Consider the following 19,486-nt stretch of genomic DNA (forward strand, 5'->3'; position numbering starts at 1 on the left):
ACGTTGATAGTAACGACGTTAGCATCATGGATACCACAGATGCGTTATCATCGAAACCATGAGGACGGTCCGGGGCGAGACGCGCACGAACATCGTCGAGGTCGCGGCGCGGCTCCTGCGCGAACAGGGCGTGGCCGCGGTCACGATCCGCGCCGTCGCGCAGGCGGCCGGCCTGCAGCCGCCGGCCATCTACCGGTTCTTCGCGGACAAGGACGCCCTGCTCGACGTCGTCGCCGAGCACGCCTTCAGCACCTACGTCACCGGGAAGGCCGTCGACGAGACGCTCGATCCCGTGGCCGACCTGCGCGCCGGCTGGGACGCGCACGTCGCCTTCGGCCTCGCCAACGCGGCGTTGTTCGGCCTGCTGATCGACCCGCGGCGCACCTCCGGCGGCGCCACGGCCGCCGGGCTGGCGGTCCTGCGCGCCCGCGTCCGGCGTGTCGCGGCGACCGGGCGCCTGCGGGTCACCGAACGCCGCGCCGTCGAGGTGATCCACGCGGCCGGCACCGGCGCCGTGCTCACGCTGCTGGCCGGGCCGCCGGACGACCGGGAGCCCGGGCTCGCCGACACGATGTACCAGGCCGTGCTGCACGCGATCCTCGCCGACGCGCCGGCGCCCGGCGCCGTCGTGCCGGGACTGTCGAAGCTGACCGCCGCCGAACGCACCCTGCTGAACGAGTGGCTCGGCCGGCCCGGCTGAGCTGGGGCAGACTGGGCGGCGTGCCGGAACTCCCCGAAGTCGAGCTCGCCCGTCAGGTTCTCATCGGTGCGCTCGGCCGCAAGATCCGTGACGTCGACGACCACGACGACTGGGTCTGCCGGCCGCACCCGCCCGGCGAGATCGCCGCCGCGCTGACCGGCGGGCGGCTGACCGCCGCGCGCCGGCGTGGCAAGACGCTGTGGTGCGAAACCGAAGGCGGCGACGGGCAACCCGGCCCGAACCTCGGCCTGCACCTGGGGATGGCCGGCCAGCTGCGGCTCGGCGACGAGCGCGGGCCGCTCGGCCCGGAGCAGCTCACCGGCCGCGTGGAGAAACCCGAGTGGTTCCGGTTCGGGATCACCTTCACCGACGGCGAACAGCTGCTCCTGTTCGACACGCGACGGCTGGGCCGGGTGCGCCTCGACCCCGATCTCGACGCGCTGGGCCCCGACGCCGGCGAGATCTCGCGGGCGGACTTCCGGGAACGCGTCGGCCGCGGCCGGGCGCCGCTGAAGGCGCGGCTGCTCGACCAGTCCGTGGTGGCCGGCATCGGCAACCTGCTGGCCGACGAGACCCTGTGGCAGGCCGCGCTGAGCCCGTCGCGGCCGGTGGACGGCCTGACCGGCGACGAGCTCACCGAGCTCCACAAGGCACTGAAGAAGGCGTTGCGCGCCGCGATCAAGCACGGCGGCGTGCACACCGGCGAGATCATCGGGCACCGCCGCGCCGGCGACCACTGTCCCCGCTGCGGCGCGGAGATGGCGCACGGCACGGTCGGCGGCCGGTCGGCCTGGTGGTGTTCGAAGGAACAGCTGAACTAACGGGGGCCCAGGCCGGTGCGGCCGTCGATCAGCTCGCGCACGACGTCCAGCTGGCCGGCGTGCCGGGCCGTCTCCTCGATCACGTGCAGCACGACCCCGCGCAGGTCGGCGATCTCCGCCTCGGGCAGGTCGGGAAACCGGCCTTTCGACGGCGTGTCGAGCGGCGTCGCGGCGAAGATCTCGTCGGACCGGCGGCATTGTTCGCGGTAGAAGGCGAAAACGACGTCCGGGGCGCGCGGGGTGGTCAGCGGCGCGTGGTCGTCGTCCGGCCAGGCGACCGGGCCGGCGGTGCCGGTGACGATCTCCTGGAACCAGAACCGCTCGGCGTACCCGAGGTGCTCCACCATGCCCAGCGGGGTCCAGCCGGACGGCAGGACCGGGGTCGTCAGCGCCGGCTCCCCCAGTCCGTCGAGGATCGCCAGGATGGCCGCCCGCTGGGCGTGCAGGTACCGCAGCAGCGTGCGCTTCTCGCCGTCCACGACCGCGGACCTTAGCGGTCCGCGCGGAATTTGTCGGGGGTTGCCGGTAGCGTCGGTTTCATGGCAACACTGGTCACCTTCCACGCCCACCCCGACGACGAGTGCCTGCGCACCGCCGGCGTCATGCGCAAGGCCGTCGAGGAGGGCCACCGCGTCGTGCTGGTCGTCGCGACGCGCGGCGAGGTCGGCGAAGTACCCGACGGATTCCTCGCCGAGGGCGAAAAGCTCGAGGACCGCCGCGTCCAGGAGGCGCACGCGGCCGCGAAGATCCTCGGCGTGGAACGCGTCGAGTTCCTCGGCTACCGCGACTCCGGGATGATGGGCGAGGCGACGAACGACGATCCGGCGTGCTTCTGGCAGGCCGACGTCGAAGCGGCCGCCGTCCAGCTCGCGGCGATCCTGCGCGAGGAGTCGGCGAGCGTGCTGACGGTCTACGACGACAACGGCGATTACGGCCACCCCGACCACATCCAGGTCCACCGCGTCGGCGTCCGCGCGGCCGAGCTGGCCGGCACCCCCCGCGTCTTCCAGGCGACGTTCAACCGCGAGTTCATGCAGCGCGGCTTCGACGCGGCGGTCGAGGAGGGCCTGATGCCGCCGGAGGCGAGGCCGAACCCACCGGAGAACGTCGAGTTCGGCAAGCCGGAAGCCGAGATCACGGCGGCGGTGGACGTCTCGAAGTACGTGGACGCCAAGCGCGCGGCGATGCGCGCCCACCCGAGCCAGATCAGCGAGGACACGTTCATGCTGGCCATGCCGGACGAAGCGTTCGCCTTCGCCTTCGGCACGGAGTGGTACATCCGCGCGGGCCAGGGCCCGGGCATCACGGAGACGGACCTGATGGCCGGACTCTGACCCCAGCAGGACTGGGAATCACGGGCCGGACGCAGGCGGGCGGGCCGGCCCGGGCGGGCGGGCCGGCCCGGGCGGGCGGGTGAACGCCATCCCGGCCGGCGCGCCAAGACCGAAGGCCGGGCGGGCTCAGGCGAGCGCCGCCGTGACGTCCAGTTCCACCAGCTGGTCCGGGTACCCGAGCTGTGCCACCCCCAGCAGCGTGCTCGCCGTGGTGAAGGCCGCGCCGAGTGGCGACTCCGTCAGGCGGTCCCAGACCGCCGACAGCGTCGCGCGGTCGTCGGTCACCACGTAGATCACCGTGCGGACCACGTCTTCCGGGGTCGCGCCCGCGAACGTCAGCGCGGCCAGGGTGTTGGCCACCACCTGGTCGGTCTGGGCCAGCACGTCTCCGTCGACGACCTTGCCGTCCGCGGTCAGCGGGCACTGGCCCGCCAGGTACACCGTGCGGCCCGCCGCGGCCACCGTCACGTGGTGGTAGCCCGGCGTCGCGTGCAGGCCGGGCGGGTTCTGCCGTTGAATGGTCACGACCCGCATCCTCTCCGGGCGGGCAACCGGATTTCGGGAGGGCGCGTGCGCAGGACCATCGACTGGGCGGACGGCGCGATCGTCATCATCGACCAGACCGCGCTGCCCGGCGACTACCGGCTGCTGGAGCTGCGCACCGTCGGCGAGCTGGTCGACGCGATCAAGCGGCTCGCCGTCCGCGGCGCACCCGCGCTCGGGGGTGCCGGTGCGCTCGGCGTCGCGCTCGCGGCCCGGCACGGCGGCGACGTCCGGGCCGACGCCGAGCTGGTCGCGGCCGCCCGTCCCACCGCCGTCAACCTGCGGTGGGGGGTGGAACGCGCGCTGGCCAAGCTCGACCGGGGGGCCGACGCCGTTCTTGCCGAAGCACTAGCCCTGCTCACCGAGGACGAAGAACTCAACAAGACGGCGTCCGCGCACGCCGCCGGGATCGTGCTGGCCGCGTGCCCGCGCCGGCCGCTGCGGCTGCTCAGCCACTGCAACGCCGGCCGGCTCGCGACCGTCGGGTGGGGCAGCGCGCTCGGCGTCGTCTGGCACCTGCACGAGCGCGGGCTCGTCGAGGAGGTGCTCGTCGACGAGACGCGCCCGCTGCTGCAGGGCTCCCGGCTGACGGCGTGGGAGCTGGCGCAGGCCGGCGTGCCCTACCGCGTCCAGCCGGACGGCGCGGCCGCCGCGGCGATGGCCCGTGGGATGGTCGACTGCGTGCTCGTCGGCGCCGACCGGATCGCCGCCAACGGCGACGTGGCCAACAAGATCGGCACCTACGGCCTGGCCATCGCCGCCGCGCACCACGGCGTGCCGTTCGTCGTCGTCGCACCGTCGTCCACAGTAGACAGTTCGCTCGCGGACGGCACGGGCATCACCATCGAGGAACGCGACGCCCGCGAGCTCACCGAATACGCCGGCGCCGGCGTCACGCCGCCGGGCGCCGAGGTGTTCAACCCCGCGTTCGACGTCACCCCGGCGGCGCTCATCACCGCCGTGGTCACCGAGAACGGCCGCTACCTCCCCTAGGGACGCGGGCCGATCTCGCGGCCGCCGTCGGTCACCAGGATCGCCATCGCCGGGCACGAGTCGGCGGCGTCGAGCACCGTCTCGTCCGCGTCGACCTCGCTCGTGACCGTGCGCGCGACGGCACCGTCCAGCGCGAACACCTCGGGCATCAGGGACGCGCACATCCCCGACCCGATGCAGGTGTGTTCGTCGACCTCCACGTGCCAGCTCATGGTCACCTTCCGAATCACCAGCCGATCGGCATCGACCGCGGTCCGCGGACGAGCATCTGCGTCTTCCACACGATATCGCCCGCGAGGTGCAGCCCGGGCAGCTCGGTGACCAACGCGCGGAGCGCCTCCTGCAGCTCGAGGCGGGCGAGCGGCGCACCGAGGCAGTGGTGGACGCCGTGGCCGAAGCCGAGGTGGTGGCTGTCCCCGCGGTCGAAGCGCAGCTGATCCGCGTCGTCGAACTGCAGGCGGTCGCGGTTGGCCGCGCCGACCGCCACCAGCACCGGCTCGCCCGCCCGTACGAGCACCCCGCCGACCTCGATGTCCTCGGTGGCGTAGCGCGCGAACCCGGCGCCGGCGCCCAGCGGCACGAACCGCAGCAGCTCCTCGACCGCGGCCGGGATCAAGCCGGGATCGGAGCGCAGCCGGTCCCACTGCCCGGGCTGGTCCAGCAGCGCGTAGACGAAGTTGGGGATCTGGCTCGCGGTGGTCTCGTGGCCGGCGACGAGGATGCCGACGCACAGGTCGACCAGCTCCAGCTCGGTCAGCCGGTCGCGGGTGTCGCGGGCCTCGATCAACGCCGTCATCAGGTCGTCTTGCGGCGCCGAGCGGTGTTCGGCGATCAGGCCGCGCATGTAGTCGCGCAGCTCCTCGCGGTTGCGCTCGAACTCCTCGGGCGTCAGCCCGCTGGTGGACAGCGCGGCGTCGCTCCAGACGCGGAACTTCGGCCGGTCCGCGACCGGGACGCCGAGCAGCTCGCAGATCACGGCGACCGGGATCGGCAGCGCGTAGGCGTCGACGAGGTCCGCGGTCGCCCCGGCGGCCTTCATGTCGGCGATCAGCTCGGCCGCGAGCCGGGCGACGCGCGGGCGGAGCAGCTCGACGCGGCGCATGGTGAACGCCTTCGCGACGAGCGTCCGCAGCCGCGTGTGGTCGGGCGGGTCCATCTGCAGGATCCCGCCGTCGCGCTGCACGGGCGAGCGTCGCGGCGCGTCCTTCTCCTTCTCCATCGCCCGCGAGAAGCGGCGGTCCCCCAGCACGAGCCGGGCGTCGGCGTAGCGCGTGGCCAGCCAAGCGGGCTCGCCGTAGGTCATCTTGACCCGCACCATGCCGTCCGCGTCGCGGGCGGCGGCGTAGGCCTCGTTCAGGTCGAGCCCGGCCTCCTCGTTGAACGGGTACGCGAGCGCCTCGGTGTGCGTGGTGGTCATGCGGGAACCCCCCGTGGTCTCGTTTGTAAGCACCTGCTTGCAAACGCTACACAGCTTCGGGGTTCACGTCGAGCGTTCCGGCGACCACGCTGCGTGCACCGCGGGCGGCTCAGCCGGCGGGCTGCCAGAGTTCGACGCGGTTGCCCTCCGGGTCGGTGACCCAGCCGAACTTGCCGACGCCGTCGAACTCCTGGGCCTCGGCCGCGACGTCGGCGCCGAGGTCGCGCAGCTGCGCCAGCATGGCGTCGAGGTCGCGGACCCGGAAGTTGAGCATCGTCTGCTGGGAGCGCGCGCCGAAGTAGTCGGTGTCCGCCTCGAACGGCGCGAAGACCGTGGGGCCCGCCTCCTGCCGCCAGGCCCCGTGCTCGTCGGTGTCGAGGCCGAGTTTCTCCCGGTACCAGGCGCTGAGCGCCGCCGGATCCGCCGCGCGGAGAAAGTACCCACCGATGCCGGTCACACGTTCCATGCCGCGATCCTGCCAGGTCGTGGCGCCGCCCCGGACGACGGAAAGTTTCCGGCCGGTTGTCACCACGAGCCATTGCCGAGTCACGGAAACCTAGGTTACGGTGACCTAGGTGTGGATCGAGATCCTGCTGCTGTCGAGACTGGCCCGCGAACCGATGCACGGTTACGAGCTCCGCAAGGCCGTGGAGGCCTCGACCGGCCACACCTTGTCGAACAACTCGCTGTACCCGACGCTGCGGCGCTTCGTCGACGCCGGCGCGGTGAGCCGCAGCGCGGAGGAACAGGAGGCCAAACCGCCGCGGCACGTCTACACCGTCACCGACGTCGGGCGGGAACTGCTGCACGACATGCTCGCCGACTTCCCGGACGACCTCGCGCTCAACGAAGCCGAGTTCCTCGCCAGGGTGGGAAACTTCGGCTGGCTGCGCGAAGGCGAGCGGATACGCGTCATCGACGTCCGTGACCGCGGGCTCGCGGCCGAACACGAGCGGCTGACCCGGCTGCTCGCCGACCAGGCCGATCCGTGGAGCCGCGCCACCATGCGGCACGTCTGCGAGCAGTTCGACACCGAACGCGCCTGGCTCGCCGAACTGAAACGAGGAGCGGTTCATGACCACCACTGAAGAAACCCCCCGGCTGCCCTTCGCCCGCGCCAACGCGCTCGCGATCGCGCCGGACTACGAAGCGCTCCGGCAGCAGGCCCCGGTCAGCCGGGTGCTCACCCCCGCCGGCGACCCGGCGTGGCTGGTGACGTCGTTCGAGGAAGCCAAGGAAGTGTTCCGCGACAAGCGTTTCGGCCGGTCGCACCCGGCGCCCGAGCAGGCGTCGCGCATCTCCCACGCCGCGATCCAGGACGGCCCGAGCGGCGACTTCGACACCGAGGAGCAGGAGCACAAGCGGATGCGCCGGATGCTGGCGCCCGCATTCTCCGCGCCGCGGATGCGCGCCCTCGGCGACCGGATCGACGAGCTGACCACCCGCTGCCTCGACGACATGCGGGCGGCGCACGACGCCCACCCCGGCGAGCCGGTCAACCTGACCGAGCTGCTCGCCTTTCCCTTGCCGGTACTGGTGATCTGCGAGCTGCTCGGCGTCCCGTTCGAGGACCGCGAGCACTTCCGGAACCTGTCGGAGCGGATCGCCGTGATGGACGGCGGCGCCGACGCGCAGGCCGCGATGACCGAGTTCAAGGCGTACATGACGGGCCTGGCCGACGCCAAGCGCGCGAACCCGCAGGCCGACGTCATCTCCGACATGGTCGCGGTCCAGGCCGACGACCCGACGTTCACCGACGACGACCTCGCGCGCATGGGCGCCGGGCTGCTGTTCGCCGGCCACGAGACGACGTCCACCCGGATCGCGATGGGCGTGCTGTTCCTGCTCACCGACACCGCCCGCCGCGACCGCTTCGCCGCCGATCCCGAAGGCGAGGTGAACCAGACCGTCGAGGAGATCCTGCGGATGACGGCCACCAGCGGCACCGGCCTGCTGCGGTACGCGCACGAGGACGTCGAGGTCGCCGGGACCCGGATCATGCGCGGCGACGCCGTGCTCATCTCCAGCGACGCGGCCAACCGCGACGCCGCGGCGTTCGCCGACCCGGACGAGTTCGACCCGGGCCGCACCCCGAACGTCCACCTCGCCTTCGGTACCGGCGCGCACGTCTGCATCGGCGCCAACCTGGCCCGCACCGAGCTGCGGACGGTCTTCCCCGCCCTGTTCCGCGCCTTCCCGGACATGCGCCTGGCCGTCGGCCTCGACGACATCGCCGTCCGCGTGAACCGCGTCGCGGGCGGCGTCGACCGCGTCCCCGTCACCTGGTGAGGAGCACCCTGTGAAGATCAGCGTCGACACCGGGAAGTGCGTCTCGTCGGGCCAGTGCGTGCTGCTGGCGCCGGAGACGTTCGACCAGAACGAAGACGACGGCACGGTGGTCCTCCTCGCTTCCGAGCCGAAGGGTGACGAAGAGGAGGTCCGCCAGGCGGAGCTGACCTGCCCGGCCGCGGCGATCCGGCTCGCCGAGGCCTGACCGCACCGCACCCGCGTCCGGTTTGCCGGTTAACCTTCAGCGGTGACCGAACAGCCAGGCCGGAAGCGGGACGCCGCCGCGACGCGCCTGGCGCTGCTCGACGCCGCCGCGGACCTGTTCGCCGACCGCGGTTTCGACCGGACCACCGTGCGGGACATCGCGAAGGAAGCGGGCGCCAACCAGTCGCTGCTCTTCCGCTACTTCGGCAGCAAAGAGGCGTTGTTCGAGGCGGTCATCGCGCGGAACACGCGCGAGCAGATCGCCTCGAACGCGCCGGAACGGCTGTTCAGCGCGACGTTGCGCGCCATGCTGGAACCGGGCGGCGAGCGCAACCGCACGCTGGAGACGTACCTGCGGTCACCCGGCAGTGACAGCGCCGCGGCCGCGATGCGGCAGGAGCTGGGCCGCGAGTACGCCGGCACACTGGCGGGCCTGACCGACGCACCGGACGCCGAGCTGCGCGCCGACCTCGCGCTGGCCTGGCTGCTGGGCATCGGCCTGGTCCGCGAGGTCACCGCCAAGGAACCCCTGGCCAGCGCGGACCCGGACGACATCTGCCGCCTGGTGCTCGCCGCCACCCGGACCTTGCTGGAGCGCACCGAATAACGCTCGATCAAAGCGGCACTTTCACGTGAAAGTGCCGCCGCGTCAGGGCAACGCGCGCCGCAGCAGTTCCGCCAGGTGCACGGCCTGGCGGCCCGACTCCTGCGCGATCTGGGTCCGGCAGCTGAAGCCGTCGGAGACGACGACCGTGTCTTCCGAAGCCGCGCGGATCGCCGGGAGCATGCGGTCCTCCGCCACCGCCTTCGAGACGTCGTAGTGGCCGCGCTCGAAGCCGAAGTTGCCCGCCAGGCCACAACATCCCGAGTCGAGCGTCGTGTTGCGGACGCCCGCCGCCGCCATCGCCGACTCGTCGGCCGTGAAGCCGAGGACCGCGTGCTGGTGGCAGTGGACCTGGGTGATCGCGTCGACGTCCAGCGCCGCGAACGGGATCGGGGCGCGCTCCAGCAGCTCCGCGAAGGTGGCCGTGCGAGACGCCAGCAACGACGCGCGCTCGTCGTCCGGCAGGAGGGCCGGCAGGTCGCCGCGGAACAGCGCCGTGCAGCTCGGCTCCAGCCCGGCGACCTCGTACCCCGCGTCCAGGTAGGGCGCCAGCACGTCCAGGGTCCGGCGCAGCACCCGGCGGGCGACGTCGAGCTGACCGGTCGAGACCCACGTCAGTCCACAACAGACACCGCGGTCCGGCAGCACGACGTCGTAGCCGGCCGCGGTCAGCACCTCGTGGGCCGCGTCGAGGACTGACGGCGTCAGGTAGTTGTTGAACGAATCCGGCCACAGCACGACTTTCCGGTCGCCGGAAGCGCGCCGCCGCAGGTCGGCCCGCGCCGTCGTGAACGGCTTCCGCGCGAACTCCGGCAGCGCGCGTTCCGGTGCGATCCCGCCCAGCCGTTTCAGCAGGCCGGACAGCCGCGGCGAGCGGCCGAGCGCGTTGGCCAGCCGCGGCGCCCGCGCGCCGGCCCGCAGCCACAGCGGCAGCCAGCCCATCGAGTAGTGCGCCGCCGGGCGCAGCCGCCGCCGGTAGTGCTGGTGCAGGAACTCCGCCTTGTACGTCGCCATGTCGACGTCCACCGGGCAGTCCGACAGGCATCCCTTGCAGGACAGGCACAAGTCGAGCGCGTCGTGGACCTCGGCGGAGCGCCAGCCGTCCGTGATGACCTCGCCGTTGAGCATCTCCGCGAGCAGGTGCGCGCGCCCGCGCGTCGAGTGCTGCTCCTCGCGGGTGGCGCGGTAACTGGGGCACATGACGCCGCCGCCGCTGGTGTTGCGGCACTTCCCGACGCCGACGCAGCGGCGCATCGCCTGCCCGAAACTCCCCCGGTCCTCGGGGTAGCCGAGCACGGTGACGTCCTCAAGGGACAGTGGGGCCGGGCGCACGCGCAGGTTCGCGTCGACCTTGCGCGGCTCGACGATGATGCCGGGGTTCATCCGCCCCGCCGGGTCGAAGATCGCCTTGAACCGTGCGAAGACGGCCATCATCTCGGGGCTGTACATCCGGGACAGCAGCTCCGAGCGGGCCTGGCCGTCGCCGTGTTCGCCGGACAGGGAGCCGCCGTGGGCCGCGACGAGGTCCGCGGCCTCCTCCAGGAACCGCCGGAACCCGGCGATCCCCTGCTGCGAAAGCAGATCGAAGTCCAGCCGCAGGTGCAGACAGCCCTCGCCGTAGTGCCCGTAGACGACGCTTTTGCGCCCGTGCGCGCGCATGAGGTCCTTGAACTCGCGCAGGTACGCGCCGAGCCGCTCCGGCGGGACAGCCGCGTCCTCCCAGCCCGGCCACGCCTCGGAGCCGTCCGCGAGCCGGGTCGCCAGGCCCGCGCCCTCCTCGCGGATCCGCCACAGCTCGCGCTGCGCGACCGGGTCGTCCAGCACGACGGACCCGGTCAGCTCCAGCGACGCGGCCAGCGCGCGGGCGCGTCCGGCGGCCTCGGCCGGGTCCGCGCCGGCCAGCTCGACGAACAGCCACGCGCCGCCCGGCGGCAGGTCGTCGCCACGGCCGGGGAGCATCGCGACCAGCTCGGCGTCGACGCCTTCGACGGTCAGCGGCGACCACGGCAGGATCGACGGCACCGCGTCGGCCGCCGCGATGTCGGACGGGAAGCCCAGCACGGCCAGCACCCGGTGCCGCGGCAGCTCGGCCAGCGCGACCGTCGCCTCCAGCACCGTGACGCACGTGCCCTCCGAGCCGACCAGTGCCTTGGCGACGTCGAAGCCGTTCTCCGGCAGCAGGTGCTCCAGGCCGTAGCCGGAGACGCGCCGCGGCCACGTCGAAAGTTCCTTGCGCAGCAAGGCCAGGTTGTCCCGCACCAGCGCGCGCAGCTCGTCGAAGACCCGGCCTTCGGTCGGCTCGCCCGGGCCGAGCCGCAGCCGCGTGCCGTCGTAGAGCAGGACGTCCAGCGAGCGCACGACGTCGACCGTGCGGCCCCACGCCACCGAGTGCGAGCCGCACGCGTTGTTGCCGATCATCCCGCCGATCGTGCAGCGGCTGTGCGTCGAGGGGTCCGGGCCGAACCGCAGCCCGTGCGGCGCCGCGACGGCTTGGAGGTCGTCCAGCACGGTTCCGGGCAGCACCCGCGCGAGCCGCGTCTCCGGATCGAGCGAAAGCACCCCGCCGACGTGGCGCGAGGTGTCGATCACCAGCCCGGGCCCGCACGCGTTCCCGGCGACGCTGGTGCCACCACCGCGGGCGATCACCGGCAGGTCCCGGGCGCGGGCGGCGGCGACCGCGGCGACGACGTCGTCGACGGTCTCCGGCAGCACGACGCCCCGGGGCACGTGGCGGTAGTTGGAGGCGTCGGTCGTGTACAGCGCGAGCGTGGCGGTGTCGGTGAGGATCTCCACGCCCCCATTCAAGTCGATCGGTGGCACGATCCGCTGTGTGACGATCGACTTGCACGCCCACAGCACGGCCTCGGACGGCACGACGCCGCCGGCGGACCTGCCCCGGCTGGCGGCCCGGGCGGGCCTGACCGTGGTCGCGCTGACCGACCACGACACGTTCGCCGGCCTGGCTCTCGCGGCGCCCGCCGCCGCGGAAGCCGGGGTCGAGCTGGTGCCCGGCGTCGAGATCTCCTGCCGCCTCGACGAAGCCGAGGTGCACCTGCTCGGCTACTTCGCCGACCCGGCGGACGCGTCGCTGGCGGCCGAGCTGGAGCTGATCCGCACCGACCGCGCCCGCCGCGCGGTCCGGATGGTGGACCGCTGCCGCGAGCTGGGCGCGCCGATCACGCTGGCCCAGGTGGAGCCGATCGCCGCCGGCGCCCCGCTGGGCCGCCCCCACATCGCGGCGGCCCTGGTCGCGGCGGGCGTGGTGACGGACGCGTTCACCCCGGACTGGCTCGCCGACGGCGGCCGCGCGGACGTCCCGAAGCACGTCCTGCCCACGACGGCCGCGATCGCCCTGATCCGCGCGGCCGGCGGCACGGCGGTGCTGGCCCACCCGCGCTCGTCGAAGCGCCGGGCGGAGGTGTCGGACGCCCAGCTGGCGACGTTGGCCGCGGCGGGCCTGGCCGGGCTGGAAGCGGACCACCCGGAGCAGCCACCGGAGGTCGGGCGGCGGCTGCGGGAGGTGGCGGCGGAGCTGGGCCTGCTGACGATGGGCTCGAGCGACTTCCACGGCGACCGCAAGCCGGTCCGGCTGGGCGACTTCACCACGGCGCCCGAGGTGCTGGCCGCCCTGCGCCCCTGAGCTCGAGCGCCCCAATGTGGCGTTGGGTGCATCCAACGCACCCAACGTGGCGTTGGGTGCATCCAGCGCACCCAACGTGGCGTTCGGTGCACCCAACGCACCCAACGTGGCGTTCGGTGCGTCCAACGCACCCAACGCCACATTGGGGCGCTCGGTGCCAGCCTGAGGTGAGCCGCGCGCCCCGGCCGACTCGCCGTGAGGGGCACCCCCAGGCGCTTACGGCCCTGGGGGTGCCCCTCACGACCTTCGGCTTCAGCGGGCGCTGGGCGCGGTGAGGCGGCGCTCGGCCAGCGCGGCCGCCTCCCGCAACGGCGTCGTCGAGTGCGCCCGCGCGGCCGTGAGGATGCCCTCCACCGTCCCTTCGATCGACTCGACGCGGGCCAGCGCGGCGTCGTGGTCCAGGCCCTCCGCCTCCCGCGAAAGCGTGTACAAGATCCCGCCCGCGCTCGCGACGTAGTCCGGCACCCACAGCACGCCCCGGGCGGCCAGCGCGTCCGCGACGGCGTCGTCGGTCAGCTGGTTGTTCGCCGGGCCCACCACCAGCGGCGTGTCGAGCCGGGCCACGCTCTCCGGGGTCAGCACGCCGCCCACCGCCGCCGGGATGACGACGTCCGCCGGCAGGGTGAGCGCTTTCTCCGGCGGAGCCCACTCGAAGTCGCGAGCCTCGGCACGCTTCGCCGGGTCGACGTCCGAAACCACGACTGACGCACCCGCGGCCTGCAGGCTCGCGGCCAGATGGGCCCCGACCGCGCCGTAGCCGCTGATCACCACCCGGCGACCGGCCATCGACCGCGTGCCCGACGCCGCCCGCAGCGCGGCGAGGACGCCGAGCGCCGTCGGGCCGCTGGACGAGCCCGTGCCGCCCGCGGACTCGGGTGTGCAGAACGCGTGCGGCGAGACCTCGCGCAGCACCAGCATGTCGGCCGGGCCGGTACCGACGTCCGGGCCCGCGAGGTACGCGCCGTCGAACGAGGCGATCAGCTCGGCGTGGTCCAGAAGGACGTCCCGCCGTTCCGCCGTTGAGAGCACCCGGCCCGGCTCCAGCGCGATGACGCTCTTCGCGCCGCCGAAATCGAGCCCGGCGACCGCGCACTTCGCGGTCATCGCCGCCGAGAGGCGCAGGACGTCGTCGACGGCGTCGGTCAGGCTCGGATAGGCCTTCAGGCGGCAGCCGCCGACGGCGGGGCCGAGGACGCTCGAATGGATCGCCACCATCGTGGTGACGCCGGATCGGCGGCCACGGCGGGCGATGAGCTGCTCATGTGCGGTCATGGGCATTGAAGTTAGAGTGATCGTCGGCGATGTCGACATGTCGCCGAACTAAATTCGGCAACCACGAGGAGCACCCGGTGCTGGACGAACTTGATTCGGCGATCGTGCGCCTGCTGCAGGAGGACGCCCGGCAGACCAACCGCGAGATCGCCCGGAAGGTCGGCATCGCGCCGTCGACGTGCCTCGAACGGATCCGGCTGCTGCGGGAGCGCGGCGTCATCCGGGGTTACCACGCCGACATCGACCTCGCGAGCCTCAACCGCGGCGTCCGGGCCCTGGTCGCGGCGCAGGTGCGGCCGCTGAGCCGGGCCGTCATCGACGCCTTCCAGCGCTCGATCGCCGAACTGCCGGAGGTGCTTTCGGTCTACGTGACCGCGGGCAGCGACGATTTCCTGATCGAAGTCACCGCCCCCGACATCGACGGGCTGCACGCCTTCCTCACCGACCGCCTCGCGATCCGCCGGGAGATCGTCGGCTTCCGCACTTCGATCATTTTCCGGCACCTGCGAAAGACGACGTTGGAACCACTGGCCTAAGGGGTACCCGGACGAAGACTGCGCATCACCCCTGAATACACCCCCTGAATACCCGGATTCGCACGCTGAGAGGGGAAACTGCCGGTGGTGAAGCGTCTAATGATTGCGACGGAAGGAGGCACCGCCATGATCACCACGTTGAACCATCGTGAGCGGGCCACACTGAGAGCCGTGGCCGAGGGTCACGCCGAAATCAGCTGCAGCTGCGAGCCCGACCTCTTCATCGACGGCCTGAGCTGCTGCGACCAGTCCACCGTGCACCGGCTGGCCCGCCTGGGCCTGATCGCGCCGGCCCGCCCGGGCAAGTGCGGCCAGCGCGTCCCGGCACTGCTCACCGAAGCCGGTTCGCAAGCACTGGGTGAGGTCTTCGCGACCGCCGCGTAATAACGTTGCCGCGCAGTGGGAGCCCTGCCAGCATCGCCCGAATGCACGTATTCCTCGAGACCGAGCGGCTGATCCTGCGCCGGTTCACCGAGAGCGACGCCGACGCGCTGTTCGACCTCTACGACGACGCCGCGGTCATGAAGTACATCGACGGGGGCCGGCCCGCGGATCGCACGGAGATCGTCACCCTCGACCTCCCCGCGTTCCTTGGCTACTACGAGCGGTTCCCCGGTTACGGGTTCTGGGCCGCGATCGAGAAGAGCACGGGCGATTTCCTGGGCTGGTTCCACTTCCGGCCGCGGCCGGCGGACCCGCCCGACGAGCCCGAACTGGGGTACCGGCTGCACCGAGCGGCCTGGGGCAAGGGCTACGGCACCGAAGGCTCGATGGCGTTGCTCGCGAAAGGCTTCGACGACCTGGGGGTCAAGCGCGTCACGGCGTTCACCATGGCGGTGAACCAGCGCTCGCGACGCGTCATGGAAAAGCTGGGGATGACGTTCATCCGCACGTACTTCGAGGAGTTCCCGGAGCACAACCTCGCCCCGGGTGCGGAACACGGCGAAGTCGAGTACGCGATCACCCGCGAGCAGTGGGGGTCGCGGTCGTGAGTGTTCAGGGCGGTTCTAACCGCCCTGAACACTCACGACGAGCTGCGGCAGAGGACTCAGCCGTGGACCTCGAACTCGTAGATCCGCGCCGCGCCGTTGCCGTCGTTGGCCGCGGTGGTGATGTTCAGCTTCACGTAGCGGGCCGACCTCGCGGTGATCGGGTGGTACGTGCGGCTGGCCCGGGAGCCGGTCACGGACGCGACCGTCGTCCAGTTCGTGCCGTCGGTCGACGTCTGGATCGTGAACGCCCCGGTGTTCCAGGCCGTGGTCTCACCGCCGAGGCCGGCGTGCTCGACCACGAACGACGACACGTTCTGCGCCGACCCCAGGTCCACCTGGAGGAACTTCGTGGCGGCCGTGGTGCAGAACTTGCTGTTGTTCATCAGGCTGCCGTCGACGGCGTTGGCCGCGCCTTCGGACGAGGCGCACGCCGCCGAGCCCGTGGCGGCCTTGCCCTGCGCCAGGTTCGCGCCGAGGTTCGGCGCGGCGGCCGGCGGCGTGAAGCCGTCGTTGTACGACGGCGGGACGTCCGCCGCGTTCGTGCCCCACGCGCTCGGCGACGAGCCCATCGTGTAGTTCAGCGTCGACGCGCCCGCGATGTCGCCGTAGCGGATCCACGACTTCGTCGTCGCGGTCCCGTTGACGCTCAGGCTCTGCACGTACTGCGAGCCCTGGCCGGCGCCACTGCCGTTGATCTGGATCGTCCCGCTCGGGCGGATGATCGAGACCGCCGGGAACAGCGGGCCGTGCAGGGCCAGGACGTCCGCGCCCGGCGTCGCCGGGTACATCCCCAGCGCGGCGAAGACGTACCACGCCGAGGTCGCGCCGAGGTCGTCGTTGCCGGGCTCGCCGCCCGCGCCGGTGGTGAACGACTCGTTCATCACGCGCCGCACCGCCGAGCTGGTGCCCTGCGGGTGGGCGGCGTAGTTGTACGCCCACGGCACGCCGTGCTCGGGCTCGTTGCCGATGTAGAAGTACGGCTGGGTGAGGCCGCCGTTGAGCTGCGTGAAGTGGTGGTCCAGCCGCTGGACGGCGGTCTTCGCGCCGCCCATCAGGTTGATCAGGCCCTGGTAGTTGTAGGGCACCATCCACGTGTACTGCGACGGGTTGCCTTCGGTGTAACCGCTGTTGCTCGACGGCACGACCGGCCAGGCGAACGTGCCGGTGCTGCCCCGCGGCTGGATGTAGCCGGAGTCGGTGCCGTACACGTTCTGCCACCACTGGGCGCGCTGCATGTAGGTGGTGTACTTCGTCGTGTCACCGACGGCTTTCGCGAACTGAGCCACCGCGAAGTCCGACGCCGAGTACTCGAGCGAGTCCGACGGGTCCTCGGTGACGTAGTGCCGGCTGACGTACCCGGACTGACGCCCGCGGATCGCCTGGCCCTGTGCGGTGCCGCCGTTGGAGCTCTTGTCCATCAGCGTCAGCGCGGCCGCCGTGTCGAAACCGCGGACGCCGAAGGCGTACATGCTGCCGACGACGATCGGCCCGGGGTCCCCGGTCATCACGAAGTGCTCGTTGTTGTTGTGCGACCACTTGGGCAGCAACCCGCCCTGCTGGCCGTCCAGCACCATCGACTTCGCGATGTCGCTCGCTTCATTGGGCGCGACCAGCCCGATCAACGCCGCCCACGACCGGTAGATGTCCCAGCCGGAGTAGTTCTGGTACACGGTGTGCGTGGCGGTGTGGATCGCCTGGTCGAACCCGCGGTACTGGCCGTTGGTGTCGCTGGCGATGTTCGGGTTCTGGAACACGTGGTACAGCGCCGTGTAGAACTTCTGCAGGTCCGCGGCCGCGCCCCCGGTCACCTGGACGCGGTTGAGGATGGTGTTCCAGCTCGTGTCGGCCGCGGCGCGGACCCCGGCGAAGTCGAACCCGGGGTTCTCGGCCGCGAGGTTCGCCTGCGCGTTGGCCAGGCTGACGAACGAGATGCCGACCTTCGCCTGCACGGTCGTGTTGCTCGAGGTGTCGAAGGTGACGTAGCCGCCGGAGTTCGTGCCGCTGGTGCTCGCGGACCCGGCGCTCACCGTCCCGCCGAGCCAGGTGCCGAAGCCGCTGGGCGCGCGGTCGAACTGGACCACGTAGAAGATCTGGTAGGTCTTCGACGCCCCGCAGAAGCCGCCGCCGGTCACCGTGCCGGTGAGCTGGCTGCCGCTGATGGCGATCGACCCGTTGCGGTTGCCGGTCGCGCTGCGGCCGGTGTTGACGAGCAGCCGCGCGGTCGTCGTGTTCGGGTAGGTCAGCTTCATGGAGCCGGACCGCTGGGTGGCGGACAGTTCGACGGTGGTGTTGTAGTTGTCGAGCTTGTTCTTGTAGTAGCCGGGCGCGGCCGACTCGTTCGCCTTCGTGTAGCGCCCGGCGTACCCGGTCCAGCCCGTGCCCGGCGACGTCCCGATCGCGCCGGTGATCGGCAGCAGGCCGAGGTCCTCGTTGTTGGGGCAGCCGGCGCCGTTGAAGTGGGTGAGGCTGAACTCTTCGATGCTGGTGTCGCTGTAGCGGTAGCCCGACGGCGACCCGGTCGGGGTGTCCGGGCTGAACTGCGTCATCCCGAACGGCACGACGGCGCCCGGGTACGTGCTGCCGCCGGCGCCGCCGGGCACCGGGTTGGGCGAGTTGCTGTTGTCCGTGCCGATGAAGGGATTCACGTACTGCGTAAGGGCGAGCGTCGCGGCGCCGGCGGCCGGAGCGGGCAGCGCGGCGAGCCCCGCGCCCACGAGGACCGCGGCGAGCGCCGCTCCCCGAAGCCGTTTCCTGAACCTTGACAGTGGTCCGGACATGGAACCTTCCTCTCCTCGGCACGCAGTGGCTGACAACGTTGTCAATCGGCCCGAAAGCTGCACTTTCCCAGGGAAAGTGCAGCTTTTTGAGGCTCGTGAGGCTGATGTGGTGATCGAGGGTGGTGCGCGGCCCGGTTCGGGGCGGGCCGGGTGATCCGGTGGTCGGGGGAAGGACATGGTGCCACGGGCGAATACCTCCGCGGTAGCACCGAAAGTCCGAATCCCCCTTGTGCGCAACCGAATGCGCGTGTTGTCAGCCCACTACCCGGTGGTGGTCCGCACTCACGCGCCCCCGGTGACCCACTGCTCGCCGAGCTCGACGGCCGTCGCTTCGCCGCCGGTGAGGTCGGCCAGCCGGCTCGCGAACACTTCGGACTCGCCGGGCGCCAGGCCGATCTCGAAGTGGGCCAGCTCGTCGAAGCGCGTCGCGCGCAGGACGTACCGCGACGCGCGCAGGACGTTCTCCAGCCGGCCCGCGCGGTCGTGGCTCACGGCGACCTCGACCACTTGGAGTCGACGGTGTTCTAGTACGCCTACTACGTCGATCGCTTGTGCCACAGCCTGTCCGTACGCGCGGATGAGCCCGCCCGCGCCGAGCAGCACCCCGCCGAAGTGGCGCGTCACGACCGCGACCGTGTCCGTCAACTCCCGGCGGCGCAGCACTTCCAGCATCGGCGTGCCCGCGGTGCCCGCCGGTTCCCCGTCGTCACTGGAACGCCGGGTCCGTCCATCCGGGCCGAGAACGAAGGCGAGACAGTGGTGCCGCGCGCCCGGTTCGGCTCGCCGCCGGGCCGCGATGAACGCGCGCGCGGCCTCCTCCGACGTCACCGGAGCGAGCGCGCAGAGGAAGCGGGAGCGCTTGATCTCGACCTCGTGGCTGCCCTCTCGAGCCACGGAGAGATAACGATCAGTCATCGGCCGGGTTCACCATGTACCCAGCTTCTCACCCCGGAGCCGGGCAGCGGCACCCGCCTCGGACCACTTGGGACGGACGTTTCCGCAGGTCAAGGCGATCTTTCAGGCAGCAGAGGGAGATGCGGCCTGGCATATGGGACGACCCCCGTGCCCGTCAACGCAAGCGTGGCATTTCCCACCCGGGGGCGACGACGTATGTCGATAACAGCGAATTCACACTATCGTCATAAGACCCGGCGAACCCGGGAGTAACACCGCGCGCTCCGACTGACCCCCACCACAGTGGTCTGCCTCTGCGCGCACGCAGTACCGAACACGTTCGGCTGCCCAGTGTTGTGCGGCCTCCCAGATGACCCGCGTCCGGTTTCCGGGCTCCTTCGGTGACGCCGACCCAGCCCGGCCGATACCTCGCGGCATCTTGCACCTCGACAACAGCAACTGTTCTCGAC

21 protein-coding genes are annotated in these 19,486 nt (G+C 71.8%); 12 read left to right on the top strand and 9 right to left on the bottom strand.

All coding sequences use genetic code 11. The features are described 5' to 3' along the window. Positions 1 to 58 precede the first annotated feature (58 nt). Positions 59 to 700, top strand: a complete 642-nt coding sequence (locus tag MUY22_RS00555) for a TetR/AcrR family transcriptional regulator (RefSeq protein WP_247055822.1) — start codon at positions 59 to 61, stop codon at positions 698 to 700. 20 nt (positions 701 to 720) lie between these two features. Then, positions 721 to 1,521 (top strand): Fpg/Nei family DNA glycosylase, encoded by an 801-nt coding sequence (locus MUY22_RS00560; RefSeq protein WP_247055824.1) that lies wholly within the window; start codon positions 721 to 723, stop codon positions 1,519 to 1,521. Here MUY22_RS00560 and MUY22_RS00565 read toward each other — a convergent pair. Next, the gene (locus MUY22_RS00565; protein WP_247055827.1) at positions 1,518 to 2,000 is read right to left on the bottom strand and encodes a DinB family protein; all 483 of its coding nucleotides are present in this window, start codon (positions 1,998 to 2,000) and stop codon (positions 1,518 to 1,520) included. The genes MUY22_RS00560 and MUY22_RS00565 overlap by 4 nt on opposite strands. Before the next feature lie 60 nt (positions 2,001 to 2,060). Between MUY22_RS00565 and MUY22_RS00570 the strand changes: the two genes are divergently transcribed. Beyond that, complete coding sequence (locus MUY22_RS00570) at positions 2,061 to 2,855, top strand: PIG-L family deacetylase (RefSeq protein ID WP_247055829.1); 795 nt, start codon at positions 2,061 to 2,063, stop codon at positions 2,853 to 2,855. Positions 2,856 to 2,981: 126 nt separating this feature from the next. Here the strand turns inward: MUY22_RS00570 and MUY22_RS00575 are convergent, their stop codons facing one another. Continuing rightward, positions 2,982 to 3,380 (bottom strand): RidA family protein, encoded by a 399-nt coding sequence (locus MUY22_RS00575; protein WP_247055831.1) that lies wholly within the window; start codon positions 3,378 to 3,380, stop codon positions 2,982 to 2,984. A 45-nt stretch (positions 3,381 to 3,425) separates the two neighbouring features. Between MUY22_RS00575 and mtnA the strand changes: the two genes are divergently transcribed. After that, on the top strand, positions 3,426 to 4,391 hold the full coding sequence (mtnA, locus tag MUY22_RS00580; RefSeq protein ID WP_247055832.1) for an S-methyl-5-thioribose-1-phosphate isomerase: 966 nt from the start codon (positions 3,426 to 3,428) through the stop codon (positions 4,389 to 4,391). Here mtnA and MUY22_RS00585 read toward each other — a convergent pair. The 3 genes from MUY22_RS00585 to MUY22_RS00595 all read right to left on the bottom strand — a co-directional run bounded on the left by MUY22_RS00585 (position 4,388) and on the right by MUY22_RS00595 (position 6,274). Further along, positions 4,388 to 4,603, bottom strand: a complete 216-nt coding sequence (locus MUY22_RS00585; protein WP_247055834.1) for a ferredoxin — start codon at positions 4,601 to 4,603, stop codon at positions 4,388 to 4,390. The genes mtnA and MUY22_RS00585 overlap by 4 nt on opposite strands. A 14-nt stretch (positions 4,604 to 4,617) precedes the next feature. Next, a complete protein-coding gene (locus MUY22_RS00590; protein WP_247055836.1) occupies positions 4,618 to 5,808 on the bottom strand; it encodes a cytochrome P450 in 1,191 nt (396 codons plus the stop codon). 109 nt (positions 5,809 to 5,917) lie between these two features. Continuing rightward, the gene (locus MUY22_RS00595) at positions 5,918 to 6,274 is read right to left on the bottom strand and encodes a VOC family protein (RefSeq protein ID WP_247055838.1); all 357 of its coding nucleotides are present in this window, start codon (positions 6,272 to 6,274) and stop codon (positions 5,918 to 5,920) included. A gap of 109 nt (positions 6,275 to 6,383) precedes the next feature. Here MUY22_RS00595 and MUY22_RS00600 point away from each other — a divergent pair, with 109 nt between their 5' ends. Genes MUY22_RS00600 through MUY22_RS00615 form a run of 4 tightly spaced genes read left to right on the top strand, consistent with a single transcriptional unit; the run spans position 6,384 to position 8,908 of the window. Further along, the gene (locus tag MUY22_RS00600; protein ID WP_247055840.1) at positions 6,384 to 6,896 is read left to right on the top strand and encodes a PadR family transcriptional regulator; all 513 of its coding nucleotides are present in this window, start codon (positions 6,384 to 6,386) and stop codon (positions 6,894 to 6,896) included. Beyond that, positions 6,883 to 8,097 (top strand): cytochrome P450, encoded by a 1,215-nt coding sequence (locus tag MUY22_RS00605; protein WP_247055842.1) that lies wholly within the window; start codon positions 6,883 to 6,885, stop codon positions 8,095 to 8,097. The genes MUY22_RS00600 and MUY22_RS00605 overlap by 14 nt, the downstream gene beginning before the upstream one ends. Positions 8,098 to 8,107: 10 nt before the next feature. After that, the gene (locus tag MUY22_RS00610; RefSeq protein WP_247055844.1) at positions 8,108 to 8,302 is read left to right on the top strand and encodes a ferredoxin; all 195 of its coding nucleotides are present in this window, start codon (positions 8,108 to 8,110) and stop codon (positions 8,300 to 8,302) included. A 42-nt stretch (positions 8,303 to 8,344) separates the two neighbouring features. After that, positions 8,345 to 8,908, top strand: coding sequence for a TetR family transcriptional regulator (locus MUY22_RS00615; protein ID WP_247055846.1), 564 nt, complete (start codon positions 8,345 to 8,347; stop codon positions 8,906 to 8,908). A 42-nt stretch (positions 8,909 to 8,950) separates the two neighbouring features. On the opposite strand, the gene MUY22_RS00620 is transcribed toward MUY22_RS00615, so the two are convergent. After that, complete coding sequence (locus MUY22_RS00620) at positions 8,951 to 11,698, bottom strand: FAD-binding and (Fe-S)-binding domain-containing protein (protein ID WP_247055848.1); 2,748 nt, start codon at positions 11,696 to 11,698, stop codon at positions 8,951 to 8,953. Positions 11,699 to 11,735: 37 nt separating this feature from the next. Here MUY22_RS00620 and MUY22_RS00625 point away from each other — a divergent pair, with 37 nt between their 5' ends. Next, positions 11,736 to 12,545 (top strand): PHP domain-containing protein, encoded by an 810-nt coding sequence (locus MUY22_RS00625; RefSeq protein WP_247055850.1) that lies wholly within the window; start codon positions 11,736 to 11,738, stop codon positions 12,543 to 12,545. A gap of 252 nt (positions 12,546 to 12,797) precedes the next feature. Here the strand turns inward: MUY22_RS00625 and MUY22_RS00630 are convergent, their stop codons facing one another. Beyond that, positions 12,798 to 13,817: a Glu/Leu/Phe/Val dehydrogenase dimerization domain-containing protein gene (locus MUY22_RS00630; protein ID WP_247055852.1), complete on the bottom strand. Its 1,020-nt coding sequence runs from the start codon at positions 13,815 to 13,817 to the stop codon at positions 12,798 to 12,800. A gap of 80 nt (positions 13,818 to 13,897) precedes the next feature. On the opposite strand from MUY22_RS00630, the gene MUY22_RS00635 reads away from it, so the two are divergent. From MUY22_RS00635 to MUY22_RS00645, 3 genes are all read left to right on the top strand, one after another. Then, positions 13,898 to 14,353, top strand: a complete 456-nt coding sequence (locus MUY22_RS00635; RefSeq protein WP_247063551.1) for an Lrp/AsnC family transcriptional regulator — start codon at positions 13,898 to 13,900, stop codon at positions 14,351 to 14,353. Positions 14,354 to 14,479: 126 nt separating this feature from the next. Further along, positions 14,480 to 14,737, top strand: coding sequence for a hypothetical protein (locus tag MUY22_RS00640; RefSeq protein WP_247055854.1), 258 nt, complete (start codon positions 14,480 to 14,482; stop codon positions 14,735 to 14,737). 41 nt (positions 14,738 to 14,778) lie between these two features. Beyond that, on the top strand, positions 14,779 to 15,345 hold the full coding sequence (locus tag MUY22_RS00645; RefSeq protein WP_247055856.1) for a GNAT family N-acetyltransferase: 567 nt from the start codon (positions 14,779 to 14,781) through the stop codon (positions 15,343 to 15,345). A 56-nt stretch (positions 15,346 to 15,401) separates the two neighbouring features. On the opposite strand, the gene MUY22_RS00650 is transcribed toward MUY22_RS00645, so the two are convergent. Then, positions 15,402 to 18,122: a GH92 family glycosyl hydrolase gene (locus MUY22_RS00650; protein ID WP_247055858.1), complete on the bottom strand. Its 2,721-nt coding sequence runs from the start codon at positions 18,120 to 18,122 to the stop codon at positions 15,402 to 15,404. Between the two features lie 282 nt (positions 18,123 to 18,404). Further along, positions 18,405 to 19,037: a YigZ family protein gene (locus MUY22_RS00655; RefSeq protein WP_247055861.1), complete on the bottom strand. Its 633-nt coding sequence runs from the start codon at positions 19,035 to 19,037 to the stop codon at positions 18,405 to 18,407. Positions 19,038 to 19,486 lie beyond the last annotated feature (449 nt).

Source organism: Amycolatopsis sp. WQ 127309, assembly GCF_023023025.1.
Lineage (GTDB): Bacteria > Actinomycetota > Actinomycetes > Mycobacteriales > Pseudonocardiaceae > Amycolatopsis.